Raw genomic sequence first — 25,157 nt, forward strand, 5'->3', positions numbered from 1 at the left:
ACCTGACGCAAGCCTCCTCGATCGACCGCCGCACCTTGGCGGGTTCCTGGCCAATATCGAGGAGGAGATGGTCGCCGAGCGCCGCCAGACGCCGCGCCTCCCGGCGCGACATGCCGGTCGTCGAGGCTTTTCGGCAATGGCTTCTGGAGGAAGCGGCGCCCGAGGCTGAAATGGCGTGAGCCTTCCTACGAAGCATTGCGCACAGACCGCCTAATAATCCGCCGCGAACGGGAATGTCACATCCTATCGGCGGTCAAGCCGCCTTCGGCCGCGTCCCGAAAATCGCGCTCCCCACCCGCACATGGGTCGCGCCCATCTGGATCGCCGCGTCGAAATCGGCGCTCATGCCCATGGAGAGCCATCTCAGCCCATTGCGCTTCGCCATCGTGTTGAGCAGGGCGAAATGGGGGGATGGCGGGTCTTCCGCCGGGGGAATGCACATCAGGCCCTCGATGGTCAGGCCATATTTCGAGCGGCAGGCCGCCAGGAACGCATCGACCTCGGCGGGCATGACGCCGCCCTTTTGCGGCTCCTCACCCGTGTTGACCTGCACCAGGAGGCGTGGGGTTTTGCCCGATTTGGCGATTTCCTTGGCGAGCGCCTCCGCCAGCGAGGGCCGGTCGAGGGTGTGAATCACGTCGAAAAGCTCGACCGCGTCCTTGGCCTTGTTGGATTGCAGCGGCCCGATGAGGTGCAGCTCCACGCCGGAATAACGCTGACGCAGATCCGGCCACTTGGCTTTGGCCTCCTGCACGTAATTCTCGCCGAACACGCGCTGGCCCGCCGCGAGGACGGGCTCGATGTCCTCGGCCGGGAAGGTTTTGGAGACCGCGATGAGGGTCACCGAAGCGGGATCGCGCGCGTAGTCAGAGGCCGAGCGTTTGACGCTCGCCTGGACGTGTTTCAGGCGTTCGACGGAACTGTTGTCGCTCATGAAATCCCCTTAACCGTGCTCTCGTTCATACATCAGACCCCGTCATTCCGGGGCCGATTGAGCGGAGCCCGGAACCCATAAACGCCGAGTTCGCAGAATCATCCGCAACGACCCCGCCGCTTCCGATCCTGAACCACCGGCGTTTATGGGTTCCGGGCTCGCCTGCGGCGCCCCGGAATGACGCGGTGGCGACAAACCGACCGCCCTCTCGCGCGCGAAGGCGTTGACCGCGCGGGAGAGCTGTGTCCTAGTCCGCGCCAACCCGGCGGCGCAAGGTGCTAATATCTTCGCCGCTAAAATCTCTACAATGACGGATGTGTTACGAAAAATGAGGCCCGAGCGCTACAACGCCAAGGAAGCCGAGCTGAAATGGCGGAAGGTCTGGAACGACCGCGACCTGTTCAAGACCAACAACGACGACCCGCGTCCGAAATATTACGTGCTCGAGATGTTCCCCTATCCGTCGGGGCGCATCCATATGGGCCACGTGCGCAACTACACCATGGGCGACGTGGTGGCGCGCTACAAGCGGGCCAAGGGCTTCAACGTGCTCCATCCGATGGGTTGGGACGCCTTCGGCATGCCGGCGGAAAACGCTGCCATGCAGAACAAGGTCCACCCGAAGGAATGGACCTACGCCAATATCGCGACCATGCGCGGCCAGCTGCAATCCATGGGCCTGTCGCTCGACTGGAGCCGTGAGATCGCGACCTGCGATCCGAGCTATTATAAGCACCAGCAGCGCATGTTCCTCGATTTCGTCGAGGCGGGCCTCGTCGATCGCAAGACCGCCAAGGTGAACTGGGACCCGGTGGACCACACGGTGCTCGCCAACGAACAGGTGATCGACGGGCGCGGCTGGCGCTCCGGCGCTCTGGTCGAGAGCCGCGAACTGACCCAGTGGTTCCTGAGAATCACCGATTACGCGCAGGACCTGCACGACAAGCTCGACACCCTCGACCGCTGGCCGGAGAAGGTGCGCCTGATGCAGCGCAACTGGATCGGCCGCTCCGAAGGGTTGCTGATCCGATTTGCCCTGCGCACCGACACGACACCCCGTGGCGAGGACGAGGTCGAGGTCTACACGACGCGTCCCGACACGCTGTTCGGCGCGAAATTCGTGGCTGTCGCCCCCGATCACCCGCTGGCGAAGGCCGTTGCCGAAAAGAATCCGGACCTTGCCGCCTTCATCGAGACGGCCAAGCGCACCGGCACCGCGCAGGAAGCCATCGACAAGGCGGAAAAGCTTGGATTCGACACCGGCATCCGGGCCGAGCATCCCCTCGACCCGTCCTGGACGCTGCCGGTCTACGTGGCGAATTTCGTGCTCATGGAATATGGCACCGGCGCGATCTTCGGCTGCCCGGCGCACGACCAGCGCGACCTGGATTTCGTCAACAAATACGGCCTCGGCAACACGCCCGTCGTGTGCCCGCCGGATGTGGACCCGGCCAGCTTCGTCATCACCGACACCGCCTATGACGGCGAGGGCCGCCTGATCAATTCCCGCTTCCTCGACGGCATGACCATTGCGGAGGCGAAGGAGGAAGTCGCGCGCCGTCTGGAGACGCAAACCCGCGGGAACAAGCCGGTCGGCCAGCGCAAGGTCAATTTCCGCCTGCGCGACTGGGGCATCTCGCGCCAGCGCTATTGGGGCTGCCCGATCCCGATCATCCATTGCGACGATTGCGGCGTCGTGCCGGTGCCCAAGAGCCAGTTGCCGGTGACGCTGCCGGACGACGTGTCCTTCGACGTGCCCGGCAACCCGCTCGACCGGCATCCGACCTGGAAGCATGTGGATTGCCCGAAATGCGGCAAGGGGGCCCGGCGCGAGACGGACACCATGGACACCTTTGTGGATTCGTCCTGGTATTTCGCCCGCTTTACCGACCCGACCCTTGCCGACAAGCCGACCGATCGCGAGACCGTCGATGCCTGGCTGCCGGTCGATCAATATATCGGCGGCATCGAGCACGCGATTCTGCACCTGCTCTATTCGCGCTTCTTCACCCGCGCCATGAAGAAGGCCGGCCATGCGGGGCTCGACGAGCCCTTCGCCGGCCTCTTCACGCAGGGCATGGTCGTGCATGAGACCTATAAGGATGCCGAAGGCCGCTGGGTCCTGCCGAGCGACGTGCGTTTCGAGACCGAAGGCGCGGCGCGAAAGGCCTTCCACGTGACGACCGGCGCTCCGGTTTCCATCGGCTCGATCGAGAAGATGTCGAAATCGAAGAAGAACACCGTCGATCCGGACGAGATCATCGCGTCCTATGGCGCCGATACCGCCCGCTGGTTCATGCTGTCCGATTCGCCGCCGGAGCGCGACGTGATCTGGACCGAGGAAGGCGTTCAGGGCGCGGGCCGCTTCGTGCAGCGCGTGTGGCGTCTCGTCGGCGAATTGGCCGACCGATCGGCCTCGGCGGACGGCGCGGCGGCGCAAGGCCCCATCGGCACGGCTGTCCGCAAGGCCGCGCACAAGGCTCTCGCCGCGGTCGAGGACGACGTGGAGCGCCTGCGCTTCAACCGCTGCGTCGCGCATCTCTATGAGCTCGCCAACAGCCTGCTGGATCTGGTCAATCAGGGCAAAGCCGCCGACGAACCGGGTTTGGCGCAAGCCTTCCGCGAGGCCGGGCGCATCTTCATCCAGATGCTGGCCCCGATGATGCCGCACCTGGCGGAGGAATGCTGGGAATCCCTGCGCCAACCGGGTCTCGCCGCCGATACGGCCTGGCCGGTCGTGGACCGCTCGTTGCTGGTTGAGGATTCCATCACCCTGCCCGTCCAGGTCAATGGCAAGAAGCGCGCCGACGTCACCGTGCCGCGCGATGCCGACCAGAAGGCCATCGAAGCCGCCGTGCTCTCGCTTGAGGCCGTGCAAAAGGCTATGGAAGGCAAGCCGCCTCGCAAGATCATCGTCGTCCCACAGAGGATCGTGAATGTCGTCGCTTAACTTCAAAGGCTTCGCCCGCATCGTCCTGGCGGCAGGCCTCGTGCTCAGCGTGTCCGCCTGCTTCCGTCCCCTCTATGGCCCGACGGCCTCGGGCGAGTCGCTCCAGACCGTCCTCGCGACCATCGATGTGCCGGAGGTGAAGTGGCCGGATTCGCAGGCGCGAATCGGCCATTATCTGCGCAGCGAGCTGATCTACGCCCTCAACGGCTCGGGCTCCGACACGCCGAAGAAATACGTGCTCCGGCTGTCGCTCGGAGAGCAGCTGACGACGCCGATCGTGGATTCCCAGTCGGGCCGCGCTCTATCGGCGACGCTCACCGGCAAGCTGGCCTACACGCTGACCACCCCGGACGGCTCGACGGTGATCACGACGGGAACGGCGACGTCATCGGCGACCTACGACCGTTTCGAGCAACGTTTCGCTACCCTGCGCGCAGGCCGGGAAGCGGAAATCAGGCTCGCTAAGCTGCTGTCGGAACAGGTCAAGACACGGCTGGCGGCGACGCTCCAAGCCCGCTCCTGATCTGATGGTCGCGGTCAAGGCAGGTGACGTGGATGGGGCGCTCCGCCGCCCCGATCCGCGCATCGGCGTCTATTTGTTCTACGGCCCGGATATCGGCCTGATCAACGAGCGCGCCCGAGCGGTCGCCGAGCGCTCCGTGGATGACCCGAACGACCCGTTCCAGCTCATTCGCATCGACGGCGACGATCTCGCCTCGGACCCGGCGCGGCTGGCGGACGAGGCCGGAACCATGGGCCTGTTCGGCGGCAAGCGCGCCCTGTGGATCAGGGCGACGTCCCGCAACATCGCACCAGCGGTCGATGCGGTTCTCAAGGGCGAGCTGCAGGACACGGTCATCGTCATCGAAGGCGGCGATCTGGCCAAGACCTCGCCCTTGCGGACCCTTTGCGAGCGCTCGCAGCGGGCGCTCGCCCTGCCCTGTTACGGCGATACCGGCCGCGATCTCGGCGCGGTCGTCGATGAAACCCTGCAAAAAGGCGGCTTTTCCCTCAGCCGCGAGGTCCGAACCGCCCTTTTGGCCAGCCTCGGCGGCGACCGCCTCGCCACACGCGGCGAATTGGCGAAGCTGATGCTCTACGCTCACGGCCAACGCGAAATCACGCTGGCCGATGTCGATGCCATCATGAGCGACGTGTCGAGCCTCGCCATGGACGCGGTGGTGGATGCGGCCTTCGCCGGAGAAGGCGCGGGCCTCGAGACCGGCTCGCGACGGCTTGCGGCCGAGGGCGTCCATGCCTCGCAGGTCCTCGGCGCGGCGCTCCGCCATGCCCTGATGCTGCTCTCCACGCGCCTGATCGTGGAAGAAGGCCGCCCCATCACGACGGCCATGGAAACCCTGCGCGGCCTGCATTTTCGCCGGAAGCCGCTGGTGGAACGCCATTTGCAGCGCTGGACCAGCGAGAGCCTGAAACAAGCCATCGCGCAGATCCAGGCAAGCCTTTTGGACACCCGGCGGCTCTCACAACTCGACGACACCATCGCCGCCAAGACCCTGCTCGATCTGGCCCGCGCCGCAAGGCGGTAGAGCTTGATCCCTGATTGCTCTACGGACAAGCCACGATCTACGGCTGCCTGATGGGTTCGCCAGCCGTGGTTTGACGACCAGCCTCCAGCTCGCTGCGTGACACCGATTCGGCGAACCCCGTACGCACGGCTGGAGCCAACATCGTTTCCGTGAGTGCCGGGTACACCGTGCCGGTCCGACCGCCAAACCAGCCCGCCAAGGCACCGACGACAAGGGCGAGCGAGCCAAACAGAGCACTCCGGGAGACAGCTTGGGCGGCAGCGTCGGCGGCCTGCGTCGCCCGCAGCTTGGCCTGATCCACCGCCTGCCGGTATTGCTGCTCGTATTGCTGAATCTGGGCTCGGGCCTGATCCTCCGGGATGTTCTGCGCCCGGGCCAACGCAGCGACGGCGCGATTCCGCGCGGCCTGCGCCTGAGCCTGGTCACCCGTGAGCGTGGCACGTATGGCGGTGATAGCCGCGTCGCGCAGCGCAGCGGGGTCATTGCCGCCGGTTACGCCCCGTATCTGGTTCTCGATAGCGCTGAACGGATCGGTGACCTGCGATAATGATGGGGCAGCGGCCTGAAGTGCGGTTTGGGCCGTGGCTCCGACTGTGCGGCTCACGCCTCCAAGTGCGCCCGTCACCGTACTGTAGGCCCCGCCCACCAGGCTGCTGGCCGTGGACGTTAGGAGATAGAAGATGACCAGGGTCGTGAGCGCCCAGGCCGTGAGGCCGTGCCACCCCGCAGTCGATTCCTTCGGCTTGCCCGCAAGCCGACCTGCGGCGTAGCCGCCCGCAAAGGAGGCAATCACGCCGGACAGGAGAAACCAGACCCCGGCCCCGATGGAAAGGGACATCGCGGAGGGGTTCGCACTCGCGCCCGCGCCCGGATTGAGCGTCGACACGCCAATTCCGACGCCGATCATGTTGAGGATAAGCTGCGTGACGAGAGCGATGACGACGCCGGCAAAGACGGCGCCCCAGGCGATGCGGTTGAGCATCATCGTGCGGGCATCCTCGGCGGGCAGTGTGACAGGGCGATCGACCATAGCTGCCTCCTGAACACAAGATTGCCCAGAAGGAACGTGCGCCCTGCATGCGTGTTCCGGAAGGCCGCTTTCCGGGAACCTGCGCGCGGCCGCAGGTCGAGGGGCCGTCTTGACGGCATTCTCAGGCCCGACGCCCGAGAATTTCAGCGCTGGGGTCCCTTGTAATGCGATCGAGTCATCCCAAATACCATCCATGTGGATGGTCAATGGATGGTCGAGATGTCTGATAAAGTACAGGAGCTCCGGCCGAAGGCAGCCGACAGCGAGAAGATCACGATCAATCTCGGCTATGTCGATCTCGGCCATGTCGACCTCCTGGTGCAGGAGGGGTTTTACTCGAACCGCACCGATTTCATCCGGACGGCGATCCGGAACCAGCTCGATCGCCACAACGACGCCGTCAAGCAGTCCGTCGCGAGGCACCAACTCGATCTCGGTCTGCGCCAATACAGTCGGCAGGACCTGGAGACCGTCAGAGCGGCAGGTGAGACGCTTCACATCCAGGTCCTCGGGCTGGCCGTCATCGCGGCAGACGTCTCTCCCGAACTGGCGCGCGAAACCATTGCCTCCATTCACGTGCTTGGCGCCTTGCAAGCCAGTCCCGCGGTGAAGGCGGCGTTGAGCGACCGCATCCGATAAGGGTCTGATTTTCCGCTACTCGAAGACCGAGTGAGCGCCTTCAATCCCTTCCGAGAGGAAGGGCAGCGCTCTTTCTTTGCCGGAATCCGACCCCACACAGGAGCTACTTCCATGAACGTATTCCTGAAAATCGATATGATGGAGGCAACCCGCCTCACGCGCGAAGGGCAGCTCGAAGAGGCGATGGCCGTCCTGCGTGGAGGGCTCGCCCCTTCATCCGCCGCCGCGTCCTATTTCGACGGTGATGCACAGCAGAAGCCGGCCGGAACGCCGCCCATTCTCGATATGGTGCCGCCGTCCATGGAAACCGGAGGCGCTTGGACGTCCCCGCAATTTCGTGAGGCGCACTCCGCCGGTCGTCCCGGGGGCATGAGCCCGCCGCAGATGCCTGAGGCGCTCCGCGGGTTCCTCGACCGGTTCGTGCAACCCGGCTCCGTCCGTGGGCTCGACGGACTGGTCGGGCCTGCAGTGGTGCGCGCCCCGGCTCCTCTGCCGGACGGGGCGCAGTTTGAAGAGCGCGGCTATGCCAATGCGGCGGGAAGCCGAGCGTACAAACTCTACGTTCCAAGCGGCTACGACGGAACGGCGCTGCCCCTTGTGGTGATGCTCCACGGCTGCACCCAGTCGCCCGACGACTTTGCCGCCGGAACGCGAATGAACGATCTGGCTGAAGAACAGACTTTCCTTGTCGCTTATCCGGCGCAGGCACAGTCGGCCAATGTCTCGAAATGCTGGAACTGGTTCAGCGCGGGCCATCAGCAGCGCGACCGGGGCGAACCCTCGTTGATCGCCGGGATCACCCGCCAGATCATGCGCGACTTCCCCGTCGAGCCCGGCCGCGTGTATATCGCCGGCCTGTCTGCCGGAGGCGCCGCAGCGGCCGTCATGGGCTCGGCCTACCCGGATCTCTACGCGGCCGTCGGGGTCCATTCCGGATTGGCGTGCGGTGCCGCGAGCGACATGCCATCCGCCTTAGCCGCGATGCGGCAGGGCGGATCTTCCCCGGGATCGCGCGGGTTCGGCGCCGTTCCGATCATCGTATTCCATGGTGACCGCGACACGACCGTCAATCCAGTCAACGGCGATCAGGTCATCGCCCAGTCGCGTGCTGCGGCGGATCTCCGGACCACCGTCAGCCACGGCGAGGCTCCGGGCGGAATCAGGTACACCCGTACCGTGCAGGCGGACGAAAGCGGGCGGCCAATGCGGGAGCAATGGATCCTTCACGGCGTGGGCCACGCATGGTCCGGCGGAAGCACCGCCGGATCGTACACGGACCCGAGCGGGCCCGACGCCAGTCGCGAGATGATGCGCTTCTTCCTCCAACACCCAACGAAAGCCGCGCCTCTCGGCTAGAACATGATCGGGACAAGCGGACCTCACCGACACCATCGCCGCCAAGAGCTTGATCATGTTTCAAAAAGACATGATCAAGCCATACCGGCTGATCGTTGCAACTCCACACCCAGGCTTAAGCCGCCGCGTCGAACATCGCGATGCGTCCACCGGTGATCGGCTGCTTGACGCCCGTCGTCAGCGGGAAGCTGATCGGCAATCCGCGAAGGGCGCGCATGGCAAGAAATGCAAAGCACTCCGCCTCCACGGCATCGCCGCGCCAACCCACTGCCTCCGCCATGATCGGCTCGACGCGCGCGCGCTTGCGAATGGCATCCACCAGCGTCGGGTTTCTTCGCCCGCCGCCGCACAGGATGAGCCGCGCGGGGCGTTGGGGCAGCAGATCGAGCGCTTTGCCCACGGCGCCTGCGGTGAACGCCGTCAACGTGGCTGCGCCATCCTCCACGCTCAGCCCGTCAGCCATGGACGCCGTGAAATCGTTGCGATCCAGCGACTTGGGATAGGGCGCCGTGAGATAAGGATGCTCGAGAAGGCGGGCAAGCCGCGCCTCATCCACTGTTCCACGGGCCGCGATGAGGCCGTCGCGATCCATGTCGCCAAGGCCATATCGGCCGATCCAGTCGTTGAGCGGAGCGTTGGCCGGGCCGGTATCGAACGCAACCATCGTGTCGCCGCCCCACCAGGTGACGTTGCTCACGCCACCCAAATTGAGGACCGCCGCGTTCGACTTGGCGTCGATGCTGCGCAGCAGCGCGACGTGGTAGCTCGCCGCCAAGGGCGCGCCCTGCCCGCCCGCCGCCATATCGGCGGTCCGGAAATCAAAGGCCACGTTCGCGCCGACGAGGTTCGCCATCAGCGCGCCGTTGCCGAGTTGCCGGGTCTTGCCCCGGCGCTCGCCCTCGGGGGCGCGGTGAAGCATGGTCTGGCCGTGAAAACCGATGACGGAGATGTCCGATGGCTTGATTTCGGCCTTCGCGAGAAAGGCTGAGACAGCCGCCGATTGCGCCCGGGTCAGGGCGTCTTCCGCGCGCGCGAAGATCTCAGGCTCGGGACCTTCGAAACCCCAGTCGCGCGCCTGGGCCATGGCCTCTCGGAGCAGCGGGCGGAGTTCCGGTGGATACGGCGCGAGCGTCCAGGGCCCGAATTCTTGCACCGTCTCGCCGTCCGTCTTGATCAAGGCGATGTCGATGTTGCCGTCGAGGACGGTTCCGGTCATCAATCCGATGGCCCACGCTGGCTTCACGACAATCTCCCCTTCACGGATCGGGCGAACTCTTCGCACCGGTTTCGGCCAGTCAAGCTCGCCTGATGACCGTGATCATATCGTCGGGCCGAGCAATCGCAATGCTCTTTCCGATAGGTCATAGCCGAGGATCAGGCCCGCCTTGCGCGAGAGGTTGATCCAGCCTCAGGCCGGGTCACCCCGCCTGGATCAACCAGGGCGATACAGAAAAAAAGCGGGCGCGACAATAGTCGCAGACCCGCTTTAACATATTGATAAAATAGTGTTTTTCGTCGTTACGGATTCAGCCTGCGGCAAAGCCCGTCAAGTTGCTCCAGGGTCTTGTAGCGGATGCGCAATTCGCCGCCCTGCCCCTTGTGGTCAATGGCGACGGTGAGGCCGAGCACGTCCTGCAGCGCCTTTTCGAGCGCGCGGGTATCGGGGTCCTTTGCCGCCTTGGGCTTCGCCGATTTGGTCTCGAGCGTCGAGGGCTCCGCGTGTTCGGCTTGCGCGATTTCCTCGACCTGACGGACGCTCAAGCCGGCGCTCATGATCTTCTTGGCAACGCCGAGCGGGTCTTTGACCGACAGAAGCGCGCGGCCGTGGCCGGCGGTGATCTGGCGGTTGACCAGCAACGTCTTGACCGATTCCGGCAGATCCGAGAGGCGCATCATGTTGGCGATATGGCTGCGGCTCTTGCCGATGATCTTCGACAGGTTCTCCTGCGTGTAGGAAAACTCGGCCATCAACCGGGAATAGCCCTGCGCCTCCTCGACCGGGTTGAGGTCCGCGCGCTGCACGTTTTCAAGAATCGCGTATTCGAGCGAGGTCTTGTCGTCGATATCGACCACGACGACCGGCACCTCATGCAAACCGGCGGCTTGAGCCGCGCGCCAGCGGCGCTCGCCCGCGACGATCTCATAGGCATCGGACTTGTTCGGCAGCGGTCGCACCACGATGGGTTGGATGATGCCGCGATCCTTGATCGACTGGGACAGCTCCTGCAGCTCGCTGTCTTCGAAAGTCTTGCGCGGATTGCGCGGGTTGGGACGCAGGAACTCCACCGGTACCCGGCGCTGGCCCTTGCCGCGCTCAACCACGCCGATCTCGTCGCCGACCTCGCCGATCAGCGCCGCCAGTCCCCGCCCCAAACGCGACTTGCCTTCTTCTGCCATTGGTTCTCTCAATTGTTTTTGATTTTAAGCCGCGCGGAGAGCGCGCTCACGCTGAATGATTTCGGATGCGAGTCGAAGATAGGCCTGCGAGCCGGCGCATTTCAGATCGTAGAGCAGCACCGGCTTGCCGTGCGACGGCGCTTCCGACACGCGAACGTTACGCGGGATCATGGTCTCGTAAACCTTGTTGCCCATGAACTCGCGCACGTCGGCCACGACCTGCCCCGACAGGTTGTTGCGCGGGTCGAACATGGTCAGCACGACGCCATGAATCGACAATTGCGGATTGAGCGCCGCACGGACCTGTTCGACGGTCTTTAGCAACTGGCTGAGGCCTTCCAGCGCAAAAAATTCGCATTGGAGCGGCACCAGGACGGCATCAGACGCGGTCAAGGCATTGATGGTCAAAAGATTGAGCGAAGGCGGGCAGTCGATCAAAACATAGGTAAAGGGATCATTTACCTCGACGCTCATCAGACCCTCGATCGCCGAGCGGAGCCGGTGCGCGCGATTGCGCTCGCTGGCGATCTCCAATTCGATGCCCAACAGGTCGAGAGTCGAGGGCGCCACGTAGAGACGCGGCACCACGGTCTCGGTGATGGCCTCCGCCAAGGACGACTCTCCGGCGAGCACATGATAGGTCGAAACGCGACGGCTCTTGCGATCGATGCCGAGGCCAGTCGACGCGTTGCCCTGCGGATCGAGGTCGACGATCAGCACCTTCTCGCCGATGGCGGCCAAAGCGGTTCCGAGATTGATGGCCGTGGTGGTCTTGCCGACGCCGCCCTTTTGATTGGCGAGCACCAGAATGCGGGGCTTGCCCGGGCGCGTCCCTTGGTCGGATCCGCTGCGGTCGGTGATCATGACAGGTTCTCGATGGAAGTGATGCGAAGAATCCTGGCTTCGGAATCGGTCCGGCTCGGCAGGATTTCTGCTTCGAATGTCCACGATTCCCGCGCCTCGGTCAATTCCGACTCCACGTCCCGTCCCTTGGGAAACAGACCAGTTGTCCCCGTTTTCAACAACGGTTCCGTCCATTCTATCAACTTGGTTAGCGAGGCGAGTGCCCTTGCGGAAACCACATCGGCTTTACCCACGAAAGTAGGAATGACGGTTTCCAGCCGTGCTTCATGCACGAAAGCCCGCACACCGGTCAGCCGAGCGATGTTCCGGAGGAAAGCGCATTTACGCGAATTGCTCTCGACGAGATGGACCGTCAGGCCGCGTTCAAACCCGGCGATGGCGAGAACCAGCCCGGGGAATCCGGCGCCCGAACCGAGGTCGAGCCAGGTCCGCGCCTCTGGTTCCAGGTCGAGCAATTGAAGCGAATCGACGATGTGCCGGTCCCAGATGTGATCGAGGGTCCCGGGGCCGACGAGATTCTTGATCGCTTGCCAACGGCGCAGTTCGCTCTCGAGGAGAGAGAGCCTCTCCTCTGTTTCACGTGAAACATCGAACGGCGCGAGGCTGTCCAAATGCGATGCGGCAGAAGGTTTCATGGCGATACCGAATCCATTTCCTGGACACTACGTGCGGATAATTTCTTGGCGTGAGCCGCAAGGAGGGTCAAAGCGGCGGGCGTGATGCCTTCGATTCGGGCCGCCTGCCCCAAAGTCTGCGGGCGCACCAGATCAAGCTTGGCCTTGATCTCGTTCGACAAGCCGGGAAGGTTCTGGAAGTCGATCGCGTCCTCGAGCACGACACCCTCGTCCCGGCGGTAAGCGGCGATATCCGCCTTCTGACGGTCGAGATAGACAGCATAGGTCGCGTCGGTCTCAAGCCGCTCCTTCACGGATGCGGGCACCGCCACCAGTTCCGGCCAGACCGCGATCAGCCGGTCCCAGCCGATATTCGGATAGGACAGAAGCTGGTAGGCGCTGCGGCGAATGCCGTCCTGGTTCAGCTCCAAACCGTAGCGGAGAGCCTCCTTCGGCGTCACGTTGAGCGCCTGAAGCTGCGCCGTGGTCTGCCGAATGTCGTCCTGCGATTGCCGGAAATGCGCCGCGCGCTCCGGGCCGACACAGCCGATGTCCTGCCCCTTCCCGGTCAGCCGCTCGTCTGCATTGTCGATGCGCAGGCTGAGCCGATACTCGGAGCGTGAGGTGAACATACGGTAGGGCTCGCTCACCCCTCGGGTCACGAGATCGTCGATCAACACGCCGATATAGGATTCGGCCCGGTCGAACACGACGCCGTCCTGACCGGAAGCGCAGCGGGCGGCATTGAGACCGGCGACCAGTCCTTGCGCCCCCGCCTCCTCATAGCCAGTCGTCCCGTTGATCTGACCGGCGAGAAAAAGACCCCGCACGGCCTTGGTTTCGAGGCTCGGCGTCAGGTTGCGTGGATCGACATAATCGTACTCGATCGCGTAGCCGGGCTGGATCATCCGGACCTTTTCCAGGCCAGGAATATGGGCCAGGAGGCCAAGCTGGACGTCCTCCGGCAAGGAGGTCGAGATACCGTTGGGATAAACGGTGATGTCGTCGAGCCCCTCCGGCTCCAAAAAGATCTGGTGCCCGTCACGGTCGCCGAAGCGCACCACCTTATCCTCGATGGAGGGGCAATAGCGCGGCCCCCGCCCCTGGATGTCGCCCGAGTACATCGGGGCGCGGTGGAGGTTGTCCCGGATGAGGGCATGGACCTGCGCCGTCGTGCGGGTGATCCCGCACTCGATCTGCGGCACAGTGATGGTCGTCGTCAGCGCCGAGAACGGTACCGGCTCATCATCGGCGGCCTGCTTTTCGACCGAGGCCCAATCGATGGTGCGGCCATCGAGGCGCGGCGGCGTGCCGGTCTTGAGCCGCCCGAGGGTGAAGCCGAGTCGCTGAAAGGTTTTGGGCAAGCCGAGCGAGGGACGCTCCCCCATCCGGCCCGCCGGGATCTTGCGTTCGCCAATATGGATCAGGCCGGACAGGAAGGTGCCGGTCGTCAACACGACGGCGCCGGTGCCGAGCCTGCGGCCGTCGGCCAGGAGCAGGCTCGTCACCCGGCCCTCCTCGACCACGATGTCGTCAGCCTCGCCTTCGACAATGGTCAGGTTCGGCGTCCGGGACAGTTCGGCCTGCATGGCGCGGGCATAGAGCTTGCGGTCGGCCTGGGTGCGTGGGCCGCGCACGGCGGGTCCCTTACGGCGGTTAAGAAGGCGGAACTGGATGCCGGCCTGATCGGCGATGCGCCCCATCACCCCGTCGAGGGCGTCGATCTCACGAACGAGGTGGCCCTTGCCCAGACCGCCGATGGCCGGGTTGCAGGACATGGCGCCGATGGTCCCGGCCTTATGGGTGACGAGCGCGGTGCGCGCGCCCATGCGCGCGGAAGCGGCCGCCGCTTCAGCACCGGCATGGCCGCCGCCGACAACAATCACGTCGAATCGGTGAATCATGGAAATCTCCAGGACACGCCTGTACGGCCTGTCGGGATCGCGGTCAAAAGGGCAAAATGTTTCACGTGAAACATCGCAGGTCTCGGTCTCTTCTACACAGTCTATCCACAGCCTGTCCGCCGCTTATCGACTCCCTCTCCCCGCCTCATGAACAGGGATAGGCACAGCCCCTCAGCCCCTATTTTCCGATACAAAAACTTGAGAACAGCCGGTCGAGCATATGCTCGACATCGACCCGTCCCGTGATCTCGCCGACGGCGCGTGAGGCCAGCCGAACCTCCTCCGCGATCAGCTCCACCGGCTCGTCAAACGCCAACATCTCCATCGCCCGCACGATGGAAGAATGGGTGCGCTCCAAGGCCCGACGATGCCGTTCACGGGTCAGGAGCGCATCGCCCTGCCCCAAAGCCGCTTCGGCCTCGGCCTCCAGAGCACGGATCAGCTCCGGCAAGCCCTCGCCGGTCGTGGCCGAGACCTCCAGGTCGCAATCCTCTCGGATCCGATTCAAATCCGATTTGGTCGCAATGCGCAGGAGCCGCCGCGCAACCGGCGGCTCGCTCGCCGCGCCTTCCGGCGGCACGAGCCAGAGCACCACATCCGCGCCTTCCGCCTTGGCACGGGCCCGGGCGACGCCCTCCTGCTCGATCACGTCGCCGCTCTCGCGCAGGCCCGCCGTGTCGACGATGACCACCGGCAAACCGCCAAGATCACAATGGACCTCGATCACGTCGCGAGTCGTGCCGGCAATCGGCGAGACGATGGCGACGTCGCGCTGTGCCAACGCGTTGAGCAGGGTCGACTTGCCCGCATTGGGGGGACCGGCGAGCACGACGGTCAGGCCCTCGCGCAGGCGCTCGCCGCTGCGGTTTGCCAGCACCCGGCCGAGTTCGTCCCCCAGCGCCTTGAGGCGGCGCAGGATGTCGGCCTCCAAGCCATCGGGCACATCGCCCTCATCGGAGAAGTCGAGGCTCGCTTCGATCAGCGCCAGCACCTGCAGAATGTCCTCGCGCCATCCCTCCGCGGCGTTGCCGAGGCGGCCTTCGAGCTGGAGCAGGGCCTGGCGGCGCTGACCCTCGGTCTCGGCATCGATCAGGTCGGCGAGGCCCTCCACCCGGCTAAGGTCCATCCGCCCATTCAGGAAGGCCCGGCGGGTGAACTCCCCGGCTTCCGCCGCGCGACATCCCTCCAGCGAGCCGAGCACGCGCAAGATCGCGGCCCGCGTCGCCAACCCGCCATGGATGTGAAGCTCGGCCTGATCCTCGCCGGTAAAACTGTTCGGCCCCGGCATCCACAGCACGAGGGCCTGATCGAGCGGCTCCCCGGAGGCCGGTTCGCGCAGCAAGCGAACGGAGGCGCGCCGGGAATCGGGCACCGATCCGGCAATCGTTTCGAGGATGAATCGACTTCTCGCCCCGCTGATCCTGATGATGCAGACGGCCGCGCGGCCATAGCCTGACGCAATGGCGAAGATGGTGTCATCCGAACGCATGAGCGTGAACCTAAACGGGTTGAGAAAGCTTTAACTCGAAGCGACTTAACGATCGGTTCAGATCCGAATCGTTCGCGCCTGTCTTTGGATCCCTGAACCACGCCCCCTCGGAGCAGGATCGATGAACCGACTCAAGGACGCCTCTTCCCCCTATCTCCTGCAGCACCGGGACAATCCTGTCCATTGGTGGGAATGGGGGCCGGAGGCGCAAGCCGAGGCGATGCGGCTCGACCGGCCGATCCTCATCTCCATCGGCTACGCGGCGTGCCATTGGTGTCACGTGATGGCCCACGAGAGCTTCGAAGACCCCGGCGTGGCGGCGGTCATGAACGAGCTCTTCGTCAATATCAAGGTCGATCGGGAAGAACGGCCCGATGTCGACCATGTCTACATGACCGCGCTCCATCTTCTCGGCGAGCAGGGCGGATGGCCGCTCACCATGTTCCTGACTCCGAAGGGCGAGCCGTTCTGGGGTGGCACCTATTTTCCCAAGGAGCCCCGCTTCGGCCGCCCCGGCTTCGTCCAGGTCCTGCGCGAGATCGCGCGTATCTATCGCGTCGAACCGGAGCGCGTGGCGAAGAACACCGCAGCCTTGAGACAGCACCTTGCGAAAACCGCGACCGGCGATGGCGGCGCCTTCACCCGGGAGGACCTCGACCATCTGGGCGAAAAGCTTGCCGCGATTATCGACCCACAGAATGGCGGTCTCCAGGGCGCGCCGAAATTTCCCAACCCACCGATCCTCGAATATCTCCTGCGCCATGCCCGGCGGACGGGGGATGCCCTGTCCCGCGAGCTCTTTCTTCTCACCCTGGAACGGATGGCGCTTGGTGGCATCCACGATCACCTCGGCGGCGGCTTTGCCCGCTACGCGGTCGATGAGCGCTGGCTGGTGCCGCATTTCGAAAAGATGCTCTACGACAACGTCCAGCTGCTGGAGCTCTACGCCCTCGCCTTCGCGGAGACCGGCCGGCCCCTCTTCCGGGCTGCGGCGGAGGGCATCGTCACCTGGCTTCAACGGGAAATGACGATGCCGGGCGGCGCATACGCTGCCAGCCTGGACGCGGATTCGGAAGGCGAGGAAGGCCGGTTCTATATCTGGCGTCTGGCGGAGATCATCGAGGTCCTGGGGGACGAGGACGGCGCGTTCTTCGCCGAGGCCTACGACATCACGGGCGAGGGGAACTGGGAAGAGACCAATATCCCGAACCGGCTCCTCTCCGGCGAGGTCACGCCCGAGGCGGAGGGGCGCCTTGCCGGGATGCGGCAGAAGCTGCTCGACCGGCGCGCCACCCGCATCCGGCCCGGCCTCGACGACAAGATCTTGGCCGACTGGAACGGGCTGATGATCGCGGCCCTGGTGCGGGCCGCTCCCCTCCTCGATCACCCGGAATGGATCGCGCTGGCTCGACAGGCGTATCGTTTCATTGCCGAATCGATGACCCGCGATGGCCAGCTCGGGCACTCGTGGCGCGGCGGCGCGCTGATCTTTCCGGGCTTTGCCCTCGATCATGCGGCGATGATGCGCGCAGCGCTCAGCCTTTATGAGGCAACGGGCGACGAGGCTTGTCTACGGGATGCCATCACCTGGCGCGATGTTCTCCTCGACGCCTTCCTCGTCGAAGAAACGGGGGTCCTCGCCATGACCGCATGCGAGGCCGACCCGCTCGTGGTCCGGCCGCAGCCGACCCATGACGACGCGGTGCCGAACGCGAACGGGGTCTTCGCCGAAGCACTCGTCCGGCTCGCCCAGATCACCGGGGCGGAAAAGGATCACGCCCGCGCCGAGAAGATGCTGGCACACCTGACCGGGATCGCCAGCGCCGCGCCGCTCGGGCACACCTCGATCCTCAACGCGCTCGATCTTCACCTTCGGGGCTTGAGCATTTTGGTCACGGGAAACAAGGCGGATACGCTACACGAGGCGGCGTTGCGCCTGCCCTATCTCGACCGCAGCACACGATGGCTGCGCGAGGGCGAGATTCTGGATACCGACCATCCGGCGCGAGCGCTCGCGTCATCGAGCGCGGAACCGCAGGCATTGATATGCGCCGGGATGCGCTGCTCGCTCCCCGTCCACGATCCGGCGGCTCTCGTGACCCAGGCACGGGAGATGCTGTCGTCCCGATGAGCCAGCGCGACGCTTAAGAGCCGCGAACGGCTCCCATAGACCTCTTCCTGAGGGGTCGGCGAAAGCCTGTGTCTCGTTCCGGAGACGCCGGCCTTGAGCATGCACCTCGGCCTTACAGGCCGGCATTTCTCGCAGCCAAGCGCGCCAGGGCAGACCAATCGGAATCGCCTTCGCCTCGCGCAACCCCGGCCAAAAAGTGGTCCCTGAGCAGACTGGCGATCGGCATGGGGACCGTCTTCGCGTCGGCCGCGGCAAGGGCCAAGCGGATGTCTTTCAACCCGAGGGCCATTTTGAACCCGGCAGGCTCATATCTCTCGTCGGCGATGATGGATCCATAGGTCTTGTAGACCGGCGCCGAGAAGAGCGTTTCAGTGAGGAGCTCCATGAAAAGATGGGCGTCGACGTCGGACTTGCGCACCAGCGCCAAGGCCTCCCCCAGGCTCTCCAGCACGGAGGCGATCAGGAAATTGCCGGCGAGCTTGACGACGTTGGCCTGAGACTGCCGCTCGCCGACGACAAAAGTTTTCTGCCCCATCGCGTCGAACAGGGGCTGGCATTGGGTGATGGCCGCGTCCGGCCCTGCCGCCATGATAAAGAGCTTCGCCGCCTCTGTAGCATCCGGGCGGCCGAAGACAGGAGCGGCAAGATAAGCCTGGCCAGCCTGTCCATGCGCATCGGCCAGCTTTTCCGAGAGCGCGACGCTGATCGTACTCATGGAGACGTGAACGGTGCTCGATCCAAGGGCAGACAGAAGCTCTCCGCTTCCAAAGACAAGGTCCTCGACCGCTTGATCATCCGCCAGCATCGTGATGACGGCGTCGCTGCGGCAGGCATCGCCGGGTCGGTCCGCGACCTGCGCACCCTCCGCCGCGAGGGCCGAGGCCTTACCGCGAGTCCGGTTATAGACGACAAGTCGATGTCCGGCCCCAAGCAGGCATCGCGCCATGCCTAAGCCCATATGCCCAAGCCCGATGAAACCAACATCCATGTTTCGATCCCCCGACACGGGCTCTCGCACTGTGAGCGAACTCTGAGGCCATAGGGTGGCGCAATGGATTGAACTGCGACCTCCGGCAAAGCGTCCGCGGGCGGTGGGCTCCTGGCGGGAACTCTTTCCGACCCTAGCGAATATTCAGGTGACCTGTTCGGTTATGCGAACGAGGATCGGGTTTGGAAAGGTTGGGAGAGTGGCGAGGTCAGCCTCGTTTTGAAGAATCCCCTCCCGTCCATCTGTGCCGCCGTCACGCATCGGCTGTCATTCCGGGGCGCCGCAGGCGAACCCGGAACCCATAAACGCTGTCTTATTCGGAAGAAGCGATAGGGTCGCCGATGAGATTCTTCCGGGATTGTCGGCGTTTATGGGTTCCGGGCTCCGCTCACGCGGCCCCGGAATGACGGGATAGGGTCGTTCCCAGCCAGAACGAAGCGGTGGAAGGAAATCCATCGTCCCTTTTCGCGTTTCCCATATCGCCTTCCCGGCCTGTCGGCGGTCGGGGATGGCAAAGGCTAGAGGAAACCGGCGATGTTTCTTTTCTTCTCGAACCGGGTCGGCTGTCTCTGGTCCTTGCTGATCTCAGCGGTGCTGACCCTGCTGGTGCTCTGGCTGATGGGGGTCTTCCATCATTAAAAAACCCCACCCTCGTTGCCGAGGATGGGGCCAAAATTCCGCAGCCGGACGTTCCGGCTCAGGTGTTCATTGAATCGAAGAACTCGGCATTCGACTTGGTCTGGCGCAGCTTGTCGAGCAGGAACTCGATGGCGTCGACAGTGCCCATCGGGTTGAGGATACGGCGCAGCACGTACATCTTCTTGAGCGTGTCGGCCGGAACCAGAAGCTCTTCCTTGCGGGTGCCGGAGCGGGTGATGTCGATGGCCGGGAAGGTGCGCTTGTCGGCAACCTTGCGGTCGAGGATGATTTCCGAGTTACCGGTGCCCTTGAACTCTTCGAAGATCACCTCGTCCATGCGCGAACCGGTGTCGATGAGCGCGGTGGCGATGATGGTGAGCGAGCCACCCTCTTCGATATTACGCGCCGCACCGAAGAAGCGCTTCGGACGCTGCAGGGCATTAGCGTCGACACCGCCGGTCAGCACCTTGCCGGATGACGGAACGACCGTGTTGTAGGCGCGGCCCAAACGGGTGATCGAGTCGAGCAGGATGACCACGTCGCGGCCATGCTCCACGAGGCGCTTGGCCTTCTCGATCACCATTTCGGCGACCTGGACGTGGCGCGAGGCCGGCTCGTCGAAGGTGGAGGCCACGACCTCGCCCTTCACCGAGCGCTGCATGTCGGTCACCTCTTCCGGGCGCTCGTCGATGAGCAGCACGATGAGGTAGCATTCGGGGTGGTTGGTGGTGATCGACTGCGCCACGTTCTGCATCAGTACGGTCTTACCGGTGCGCGGCGGCGCCACGATGAGCGCGCGCTGGCCTTTGCCGATCGGCGAGACGATGTCGATGATTCGCGGCGAATAATCCTTTTTCGTCGGATCGTCGATTTCGAGCTTGAAGCGCTCGGTCGGGAAGAGCGGCGTCAGGTTGTCGAAATGAACCTTGTGCCGGATCTTCTCGGGATCCTCGAAATTGATGGTGTTGACCTTGAGCAGGGCGAAATAACGCTCGCCCTCTTTCGGCCCGCGGATCGGGCCGTCTACCGTGTCGCCGGTGCGCAGGCCGAATTTCCGGATCTGGCTCGGGGAGACGTAGATGTCGTCCGGGCCGGGCAGATAGTTCGAATCAGCCGAGCGCAGGAAGCCGAAGCCGTCCTGCAGCACCTCGACGACGCCTGCGCCGATGATCTCGACCTCGCGGGCGGCCAGCTGCTTGAGGATGGCGAACATGAGCTCCTGCTTGCGCATCGTGCTCGCGTTCTCGACCTCGAGCTCCTCGGCGAAAGCGATGAGTTCGGTCGGCGTCTTGGATTTCAGGTCTTGAAGTTTGATTTCCCTCATCGGGGAACACTCTCGGGTAGGGTTCGCGGGCAGGTTCGAAAAGGAGAGAACTGAACGCGTGGGGGGAGCTGAAGGGGAACGTTGGACAGGGCCACCCAGTTCACGAGATGTGACTTGGAGGACCCGGGAGGGCCCGTGCGGCGCGACCTGTCTTTTAGGAAGGGAGATCCCTTCTAAACCTTTCCGAAGTGAGTCTCAAGGCCTCACATTCAAGAATGGGCAGGGCAGGAATCGACTGATTCAGGCTGGACGGTGCCAAATCCGCAGATCTCCGATCGGCTCGAAGCCGATCCGGCGCGCAGCCGCAAGATCCGCGCCTCGCTCGTAACCGACAAGGGGCAGGCCGGGAAAAATCGTCACAGCGAGTTCCGCCAATCGTCGGCGGACCGTATCGCGGTCAAAGGCGAGGGCGAAGAGGTTGGACAGGCCAACGACACCGGCACCCCGGTTCAAAATTCCCCCGCCGACCATCGCGCCATCACGCTTGATGGCCGCAACGACGATATCGGGATCGAACAGGAGCTGTGAGCCGAACAGACGTAACGATCGATCGCTCAAGCCGGTTTCCAGCCCGGCCCAGGCATCCTCCCAGTCCGCCAATTCACCCTCGGTTCGAATCACGGAAAAAGGGTGATCTCCAGGGTGGTCCTTTCCAGGCGCGGTTTCGAGGCAAAGCCATTGCGCATCGAACAGCGTCTCAAAGCCCAAGGGGGATAAATCCAGGCCGTGAAAGCTGTCCTTGACCGCCCAACCGCGACCGCGATCCGCGCCAGTCAGATCGGCCAGGATGTCGAAAAGTCCGGATGCGTCACGACCATCGAGTGTCACCGCGTCGGGGTAGAACGGCGGTGTGCCGTACCGGTTGAGCCAGATCGCCTGGTGAAACTCGCCCGGCTTGCCGTGAGCCCGGCAAACCGTGTCGCACCACAGGGCATTGTTGCGGGCGGCTGATGCGACGAGGTCGTTCTTCGCCATCGCGGCTCAGAACGGCTTCACGATCACGAGGATGACGATGCCAATCATCAAAACCGTCGGAACCTCGTTCAGCATCCGGTAGAATTTCGCCGGCCGGACATTCTCGTCGGCCGCGAAAACCTTCACCGTCTTCGACAGAAAGCCGTGCACGCCCGACAGGATCAGCACGAGCAGGATCTTGGCGTGGATCCAGCCTGAAGCAATCCATCCGCCCTGCCAGATCAGGATCAGGCCCAGCACCCAGGTGAGGACCATCGCCGGGTTGATGATCGCCTTCAACAGACGCCGTTCCATGATCTTGAAGGTGTCGGACTGGATCGAACCTTTGGGCGCATCGCAATGGTAAACGAACAGGCGCGGCAGATAGAGCATCCCCGCCATCCAGGCGATAACCGCGATGACGTGAAACGCCTTGATCCAAAGATACGCCATGTCAGGCCCCCCTATCTTTTTGTTGCCGCATGATTTTTTGCGGAAAAATGGTGTCCACTTTTTCGCATCAGGCTCTGACGCGAGCGATGAGCTGCGCCACATGATCCGTCGGCGTCTCCGGCAGGATGCCGTGCCCGAGGTTGAAGATATGCGGACGTCCGCGCACGGCGGACAGGATGTGATCGACGCCCTTTGTCAGAGCCTCTCCCCCGGCGATGAGCGCCAGCGGATCGAGATTGCCCTGTGTCGCGACATGGTTCGGGAGCGTCGGCAGAACGAGTGCCGGATCGAGGGTCCAGTCGAGGGCAAGCGCGTCGCCCACTCCAGCGGCCGCGAACCGATGCAGATGCGATCCCCCTCCCCGCACGAACACGATCACCTTGGCGTCCGGCCGGGCCGCTTTCAGGCCCTCCACCATCCGCCGGATCGGATCAAGCGACAGGGTGTCGAACAGCGCCGGCGGCAGGGCCGAACCGAAGCTCTCGAAAATCTGGACCGCTTCCGCGCCCGCATCGATCTGGCGGATGAGGTACTTGGTCGAGGCCACGACCAGCCGGTCGATCAGGGCGGCCATGAAGGCCGGATCGCGATAGGCGGTCAGGCGGGCCGGCGCCTGGTCGGGCGTGCCCTTGCCCGCGATCATGTAGCTCGCCACCGTCCAGGGCGCGCCGCAGAAGCCGAGAAGCGTGGTTTCGCGCGGCAGCGAGGCGCTGAGCCGGTCAAGGGTCTCGAAAACCGGATCGAGGCGCTCGAGCGGGATCTCATCCGCAAGCCGGTTCAGATCCGCCATCGTGGTGATCGGGTCGAGCTTCGGCCCCTCGTTCTCGACGAACCGGACCTCCTGGCCGAGCGCATGCGGGATGACCAGAATATCCGAAAACATGATCGCCGCATCGAACCCGAAGCGGCGGATCGGCTGAAGCGTCACTTCCTCGGCAAGCCTTGGGTTGTAGCAGAGGTCGAGGAACGAACCGGCTTGAGCGCGCGTTTCCCGGTACTCCGGCAGATAACGGCCGGCCTGACGCATGATCCAGATCGGCAAAGGCCAGACCGGTTCGCCATTCAGGACACGCAGGATCGCTTTGGTGGGACGTTTGCTCACAGGCTCTCTCTTAAACTTAAATTCTTTGAATCGAGAATCTGTTGTTTCTCTTGGGCCGTGAATCGTAAAGCCGCAACCCCGTCCACAGGCGGTCCACACCGGTGGGGCCGGTAACCCTTCGTTAGGGAATGTGTCGCGTCTGCCTTAATCCTTTCCAAATTCTTAAAGCTTAACAAATCACTAACGCGATCGGATGAGATTCGAATCGTGCTTCGTGGGGTGATTCGTACCGGATTCTCCCAGAAAGGCCGTTGCGCGATCCCACAATGGCCAGTGTTGTTGATGGAAGACGAAAGAGCCCACAGGCCCCCGCGCTGGACCTGGGAGAACAAGCGAACTATCCACATTCATCAACTCCTTATCCGGGAGGCCTTTCGTGGGGCGCAGCTACTTTCATCTCCATCTCGTCTCGGATTCGACCGGCGAGACCCTGATCACTGTCGCCCGCGCCGTGGTCGCCCAGTACGAGGGAATCGCGGCGATCGAACACGTCTATCCGCTGGTGCGGTCCCCGACGCAGCTCGACCGTGTGCTGAGCGAGATCGAGGCCGCTCCCGGCATCGTGCTCTACACCCTGGTCGAGCGGGATCTGGCGAGCCGGCTGGAGGAAGTGTGCCGCAACAGCGGCTCACCCTATCTCTCGGTGCTCGAGCCCGTGCATACTTTGCTGCAATCCTATCTCGGAGCCGCGTCCACGGCGCGGCCCGGCGCGCAGCACATGCTGAACGCGGAATACTTCAAGCGCATCGACGCTATGAATTTCACCCTTCTCCATGACGACGGGCATCTGCCTCAGGATCTGGACGACGCGGATGTGATCCTGGTGGGCGTCAGCCGGACCTCGAAGACCCCGACGGCGATCTATCTGGCGCATCGCGGCATGAAGACCGCCAACATTCCGCTCGTTCCCGGCGTACCGCCGCCGCAGGTTCTGGAATCGACGCGAAGAGCGCTGATCGTCGGCCTTGTCGCGACCCCGGAGCGAATCATCCAGATTCGGCAGAACCGGCTTTTGAGCCTGAAGGCCGACGACGACACATCTTATGTGGACCGCGACGCGGTGGCGGAGGAAATCGCGGCCTCGCGGCGGCTCTTCGCGCGCCATAACTGGCCGATGATCGACGTCACTCGCCGTTCCATCGAGGAAACGGCCGCCGCGATCCTCGATCTCTACCGCGATCATCGCCTGCGCTTCATCGCGGAATAGGCGGCATGACGAATCTCTGGGTCGCCGCCGCGCCGCTTCTTCTCGCCTCGACGAGCCGCACCAGGCGCACTCTCCTGGAGAGCGCGGGGCTGTCGGTCGAGACGCAATCCCCCGACGTCGATGAACGCGCCGTCGAGGCCGCGGCGCGGTCGGAGGCTTTGTCTCCCATCGATCTCGCCCGCCGCCTGGCGACTGAAAAGGCGCTTGCCGTCAGCCGCCGGAATCCGGAGCGTTTGGTGCTTGGAGCCGACCAGGTTCTGGATTGCGGGGATAAGATCTTTCACAAACCGGCGGACCGCGCGGCGGCGCGGGTTCATCTGCAAAGCCTCGCCGGCCGAACTCATGCGCTGCATTCCGCTGGTTCGCTCGCGCAAGGCGGCGAGATCGTCGCGGATTTTTGCGTCAGCGCGCATCTCGCCATGCGGGGCCTGAGCGGTGAGGCCATCGATCTTTATCTCGATCTGGCCGGACCGGAGGTGCTGCACAGCGTCGGGGTCTATCATTTCGAGGGTCTGGGCATTCACCTCTTCGACCATGTCGATGGGGACCACTCGACGATTCTCGGCCTTCCCCTCATTCCTCTCCTTGCCGCTTTGCGGCGTCTCGGTTGCCTTGCCCTCTAACCTCTTGATACC

Annotated in this window: 21 protein-coding genes; 8 read left to right on the forward strand and 13 right to left on the reverse strand. The window is 64.0% G+C overall.

Translation table 11 applies throughout. From position 1 onward, the window contains the following. Positions 1-253 precede the first annotated feature (253 nt). Positions 254-934, reverse strand: a complete 681-nt coding sequence (locus I2H38_RS06785) for a YggS family pyridoxal phosphate-dependent enzyme (RefSeq protein WP_196271057.1) — start codon at positions 932-934, stop codon at positions 254-256. Between the two features lie 328 nt (positions 935-1,262). On the opposite strand from I2H38_RS06785, the gene leuS reads away from it, so the two are divergent. From leuS to holA, 3 genes are read left to right on the forward strand one after another with little or no spacing between them, the layout of a single operon-like run. Next, the gene (gene leuS, locus I2H38_RS06790; protein WP_196271058.1) at positions 1,263-3,884 is read left to right on the forward strand and encodes a leucine--tRNA ligase; all 2,622 of its coding nucleotides are present in this window, start codon (positions 1,263-1,265) and stop codon (positions 3,882-3,884) included. Beyond that, a complete protein-coding gene (lptE, locus tag I2H38_RS06795; protein ID WP_196271059.1) occupies positions 3,871-4,407 on the forward strand; it encodes an LPS assembly lipoprotein LptE in 537 nt (178 codons plus the stop codon). Before leuS ends, lptE begins: the two co-directional genes overlap by 14 nt. 4 nt (positions 4,408-4,411) lie before the next feature. Next, positions 4,412-5,431 (forward strand): DNA polymerase III subunit delta, encoded by a 1,020-nt coding sequence (gene holA, locus I2H38_RS06800; protein WP_196271060.1) that lies wholly within the window; start codon positions 4,412-4,414, stop codon positions 5,429-5,431. 37 nt (positions 5,432-5,468) lie between these two features. On the opposite strand, the gene I2H38_RS06805 is transcribed toward holA, so the two are convergent. Continuing rightward, the gene (locus tag I2H38_RS06805; RefSeq protein ID WP_196271061.1) at positions 5,469-6,461 is read right to left on the reverse strand and encodes a PhnA-like protein; all 993 of its coding nucleotides are present in this window, start codon (positions 6,459-6,461) and stop codon (positions 5,469-5,471) included. Positions 6,462-6,680: 219 nt separating this feature from the next. On the opposite strand from I2H38_RS06805, the gene I2H38_RS06810 reads away from it, so the two are divergent. Beyond that, on the forward strand, positions 6,681-7,100 hold the full coding sequence (locus tag I2H38_RS06810; protein ID WP_196271062.1) for a CopG family transcriptional regulator: 420 nt from the start codon (positions 6,681-6,683) through the stop codon (positions 7,098-7,100). A 111-nt stretch (positions 7,101-7,211) separates the two neighbouring features. After that, complete coding sequence (locus I2H38_RS06815) at positions 7,212-8,456, forward strand: extracellular catalytic domain type 1 short-chain-length polyhydroxyalkanoate depolymerase (protein ID WP_196271063.1); 1,245 nt, start codon at positions 7,212-7,214, stop codon at positions 8,454-8,456. 115 nt (positions 8,457-8,571) lie between these two features. Here I2H38_RS06815 and I2H38_RS06820 read toward each other — a convergent pair whose 3' ends face one another. From I2H38_RS06820 to mnmE, 6 genes are all read right to left on the reverse strand, one after another. Next, the gene (locus tag I2H38_RS06820; RefSeq protein ID WP_196271064.1) at positions 8,572-9,699 is read right to left on the reverse strand and encodes an anhydro-N-acetylmuramic acid kinase; all 1,128 of its coding nucleotides are present in this window, start codon (positions 9,697-9,699) and stop codon (positions 8,572-8,574) included. 275 nt (positions 9,700-9,974) lie between these two features. After that, positions 9,975-10,853 carry a ParB/RepB/Spo0J family partition protein gene (locus tag I2H38_RS06825; RefSeq protein WP_196271065.1) on the reverse strand — a complete coding sequence of 293 codons (879 nt, stop codon included), beginning with the start codon at positions 10,851-10,853 and terminating at the stop codon, positions 9,975-9,977. A gap of 24 nt (positions 10,854-10,877) precedes the next feature. Continuing rightward, positions 10,878-11,717 (reverse strand): ParA family protein, encoded by an 840-nt coding sequence (locus tag I2H38_RS06830; RefSeq protein WP_196271066.1) that lies wholly within the window; start codon positions 11,715-11,717, stop codon positions 10,878-10,880. After that, positions 11,714-12,352, reverse strand: a complete 639-nt coding sequence (rsmG, locus tag I2H38_RS06835) for a 16S rRNA (guanine(527)-N(7))-methyltransferase RsmG (RefSeq protein ID WP_196271067.1) — start codon at positions 12,350-12,352, stop codon at positions 11,714-11,716. The genes I2H38_RS06830 and rsmG overlap by 4 nt, the downstream gene beginning before the upstream one ends. After that, entirely contained in the window at positions 12,349-14,235 is a 1,887-nt protein-coding gene (gene mnmG / locus I2H38_RS06840; RefSeq protein ID WP_196271068.1) for a tRNA uridine-5-carboxymethylaminomethyl(34) synthesis enzyme MnmG, read from the reverse strand. Before mnmG ends, rsmG begins: the two co-directional genes overlap by 4 nt. Positions 14,236-14,413: 178 nt before the next feature. Beyond that, positions 14,414-15,724, reverse strand: a complete 1,311-nt coding sequence (gene mnmE / locus I2H38_RS06845) for a tRNA uridine-5-carboxymethylaminomethyl(34) synthesis GTPase MnmE (protein WP_196271069.1) — start codon at positions 15,722-15,724, stop codon at positions 14,414-14,416. 121 nt (positions 15,725-15,845) lie between these two features. Here mnmE and I2H38_RS06850 point away from each other — a divergent pair, with 121 nt between their 5' ends. After that, entirely contained in the window at positions 15,846-17,855 is a 2,010-nt protein-coding gene (locus I2H38_RS06850; RefSeq protein ID WP_196271070.1) for a thioredoxin domain-containing protein, read from the forward strand. A 112-nt stretch (positions 17,856-17,967) separates the two neighbouring features. Here I2H38_RS06850 and I2H38_RS06855 read toward each other — a convergent pair whose 3' ends face one another. The 5 genes from I2H38_RS06855 to hemE all read right to left on the reverse strand — a co-directional run bounded on the left by I2H38_RS06855 (position 17,968) and on the right by hemE (position 23,315). Continuing rightward, entirely contained in the window at positions 17,968-18,843 is an 876-nt protein-coding gene (locus I2H38_RS06855; RefSeq protein WP_196271071.1) for an NAD(P)-dependent oxidoreductase, read from the reverse strand. 697 nt (positions 18,844-19,540) lie between these two features. Continuing rightward, the gene (gene rho, locus I2H38_RS06860) at positions 19,541-20,806 is read right to left on the reverse strand and encodes a transcription termination factor Rho (RefSeq protein ID WP_196271072.1); all 1,266 of its coding nucleotides are present in this window, start codon (positions 20,804-20,806) and stop codon (positions 19,541-19,543) included. 240 nt (positions 20,807-21,046) lie between these two features. Next, a complete protein-coding gene (locus I2H38_RS06865; protein ID WP_196271073.1) occupies positions 21,047-21,781 on the reverse strand; it encodes a hypothetical protein in 735 nt (244 codons plus the stop codon). A gap of 6 nt (positions 21,782-21,787) precedes the next feature. Next, the gene (gene hemJ / locus I2H38_RS06870; protein WP_196271074.1) at positions 21,788-22,213 is read right to left on the reverse strand and encodes a protoporphyrinogen oxidase HemJ; all 426 of its coding nucleotides are present in this window, start codon (positions 22,211-22,213) and stop codon (positions 21,788-21,790) included. 67 nt (positions 22,214-22,280) lie between these two features. Then, positions 22,281-23,315, reverse strand: a complete 1,035-nt coding sequence (hemE, locus tag I2H38_RS06875; protein ID WP_196271075.1) for a uroporphyrinogen decarboxylase — start codon at positions 23,313-23,315, stop codon at positions 22,281-22,283. 376 nt (positions 23,316-23,691) lie between these two features. Here hemE and I2H38_RS06880 point away from each other — a divergent pair, with 376 nt between their 5' ends. After that, positions 23,692-24,522 carry a pyruvate, water dikinase regulatory protein gene (locus I2H38_RS06880; RefSeq protein ID WP_196271076.1) on the forward strand — a complete coding sequence of 277 codons (831 nt, stop codon included), beginning with the start codon at positions 23,692-23,694 and terminating at the stop codon, positions 24,520-24,522. A 5-nt stretch (positions 24,523-24,527) separates the two neighbouring features. Further along, on the forward strand, positions 24,528-25,145 hold the full coding sequence (locus tag I2H38_RS06885) for a Maf family protein (RefSeq protein ID WP_196271077.1): 618 nt from the start codon (positions 24,528-24,530) through the stop codon (positions 25,143-25,145). Positions 25,146-25,157: the final 12 nt, after the last annotated feature.

Source organism: Microvirga alba, from assembly GCF_015694465.1.
Classification (GTDB): domain Bacteria; phylum Pseudomonadota; class Alphaproteobacteria; order Rhizobiales; family Beijerinckiaceae; genus Microvirga; species Microvirga alba.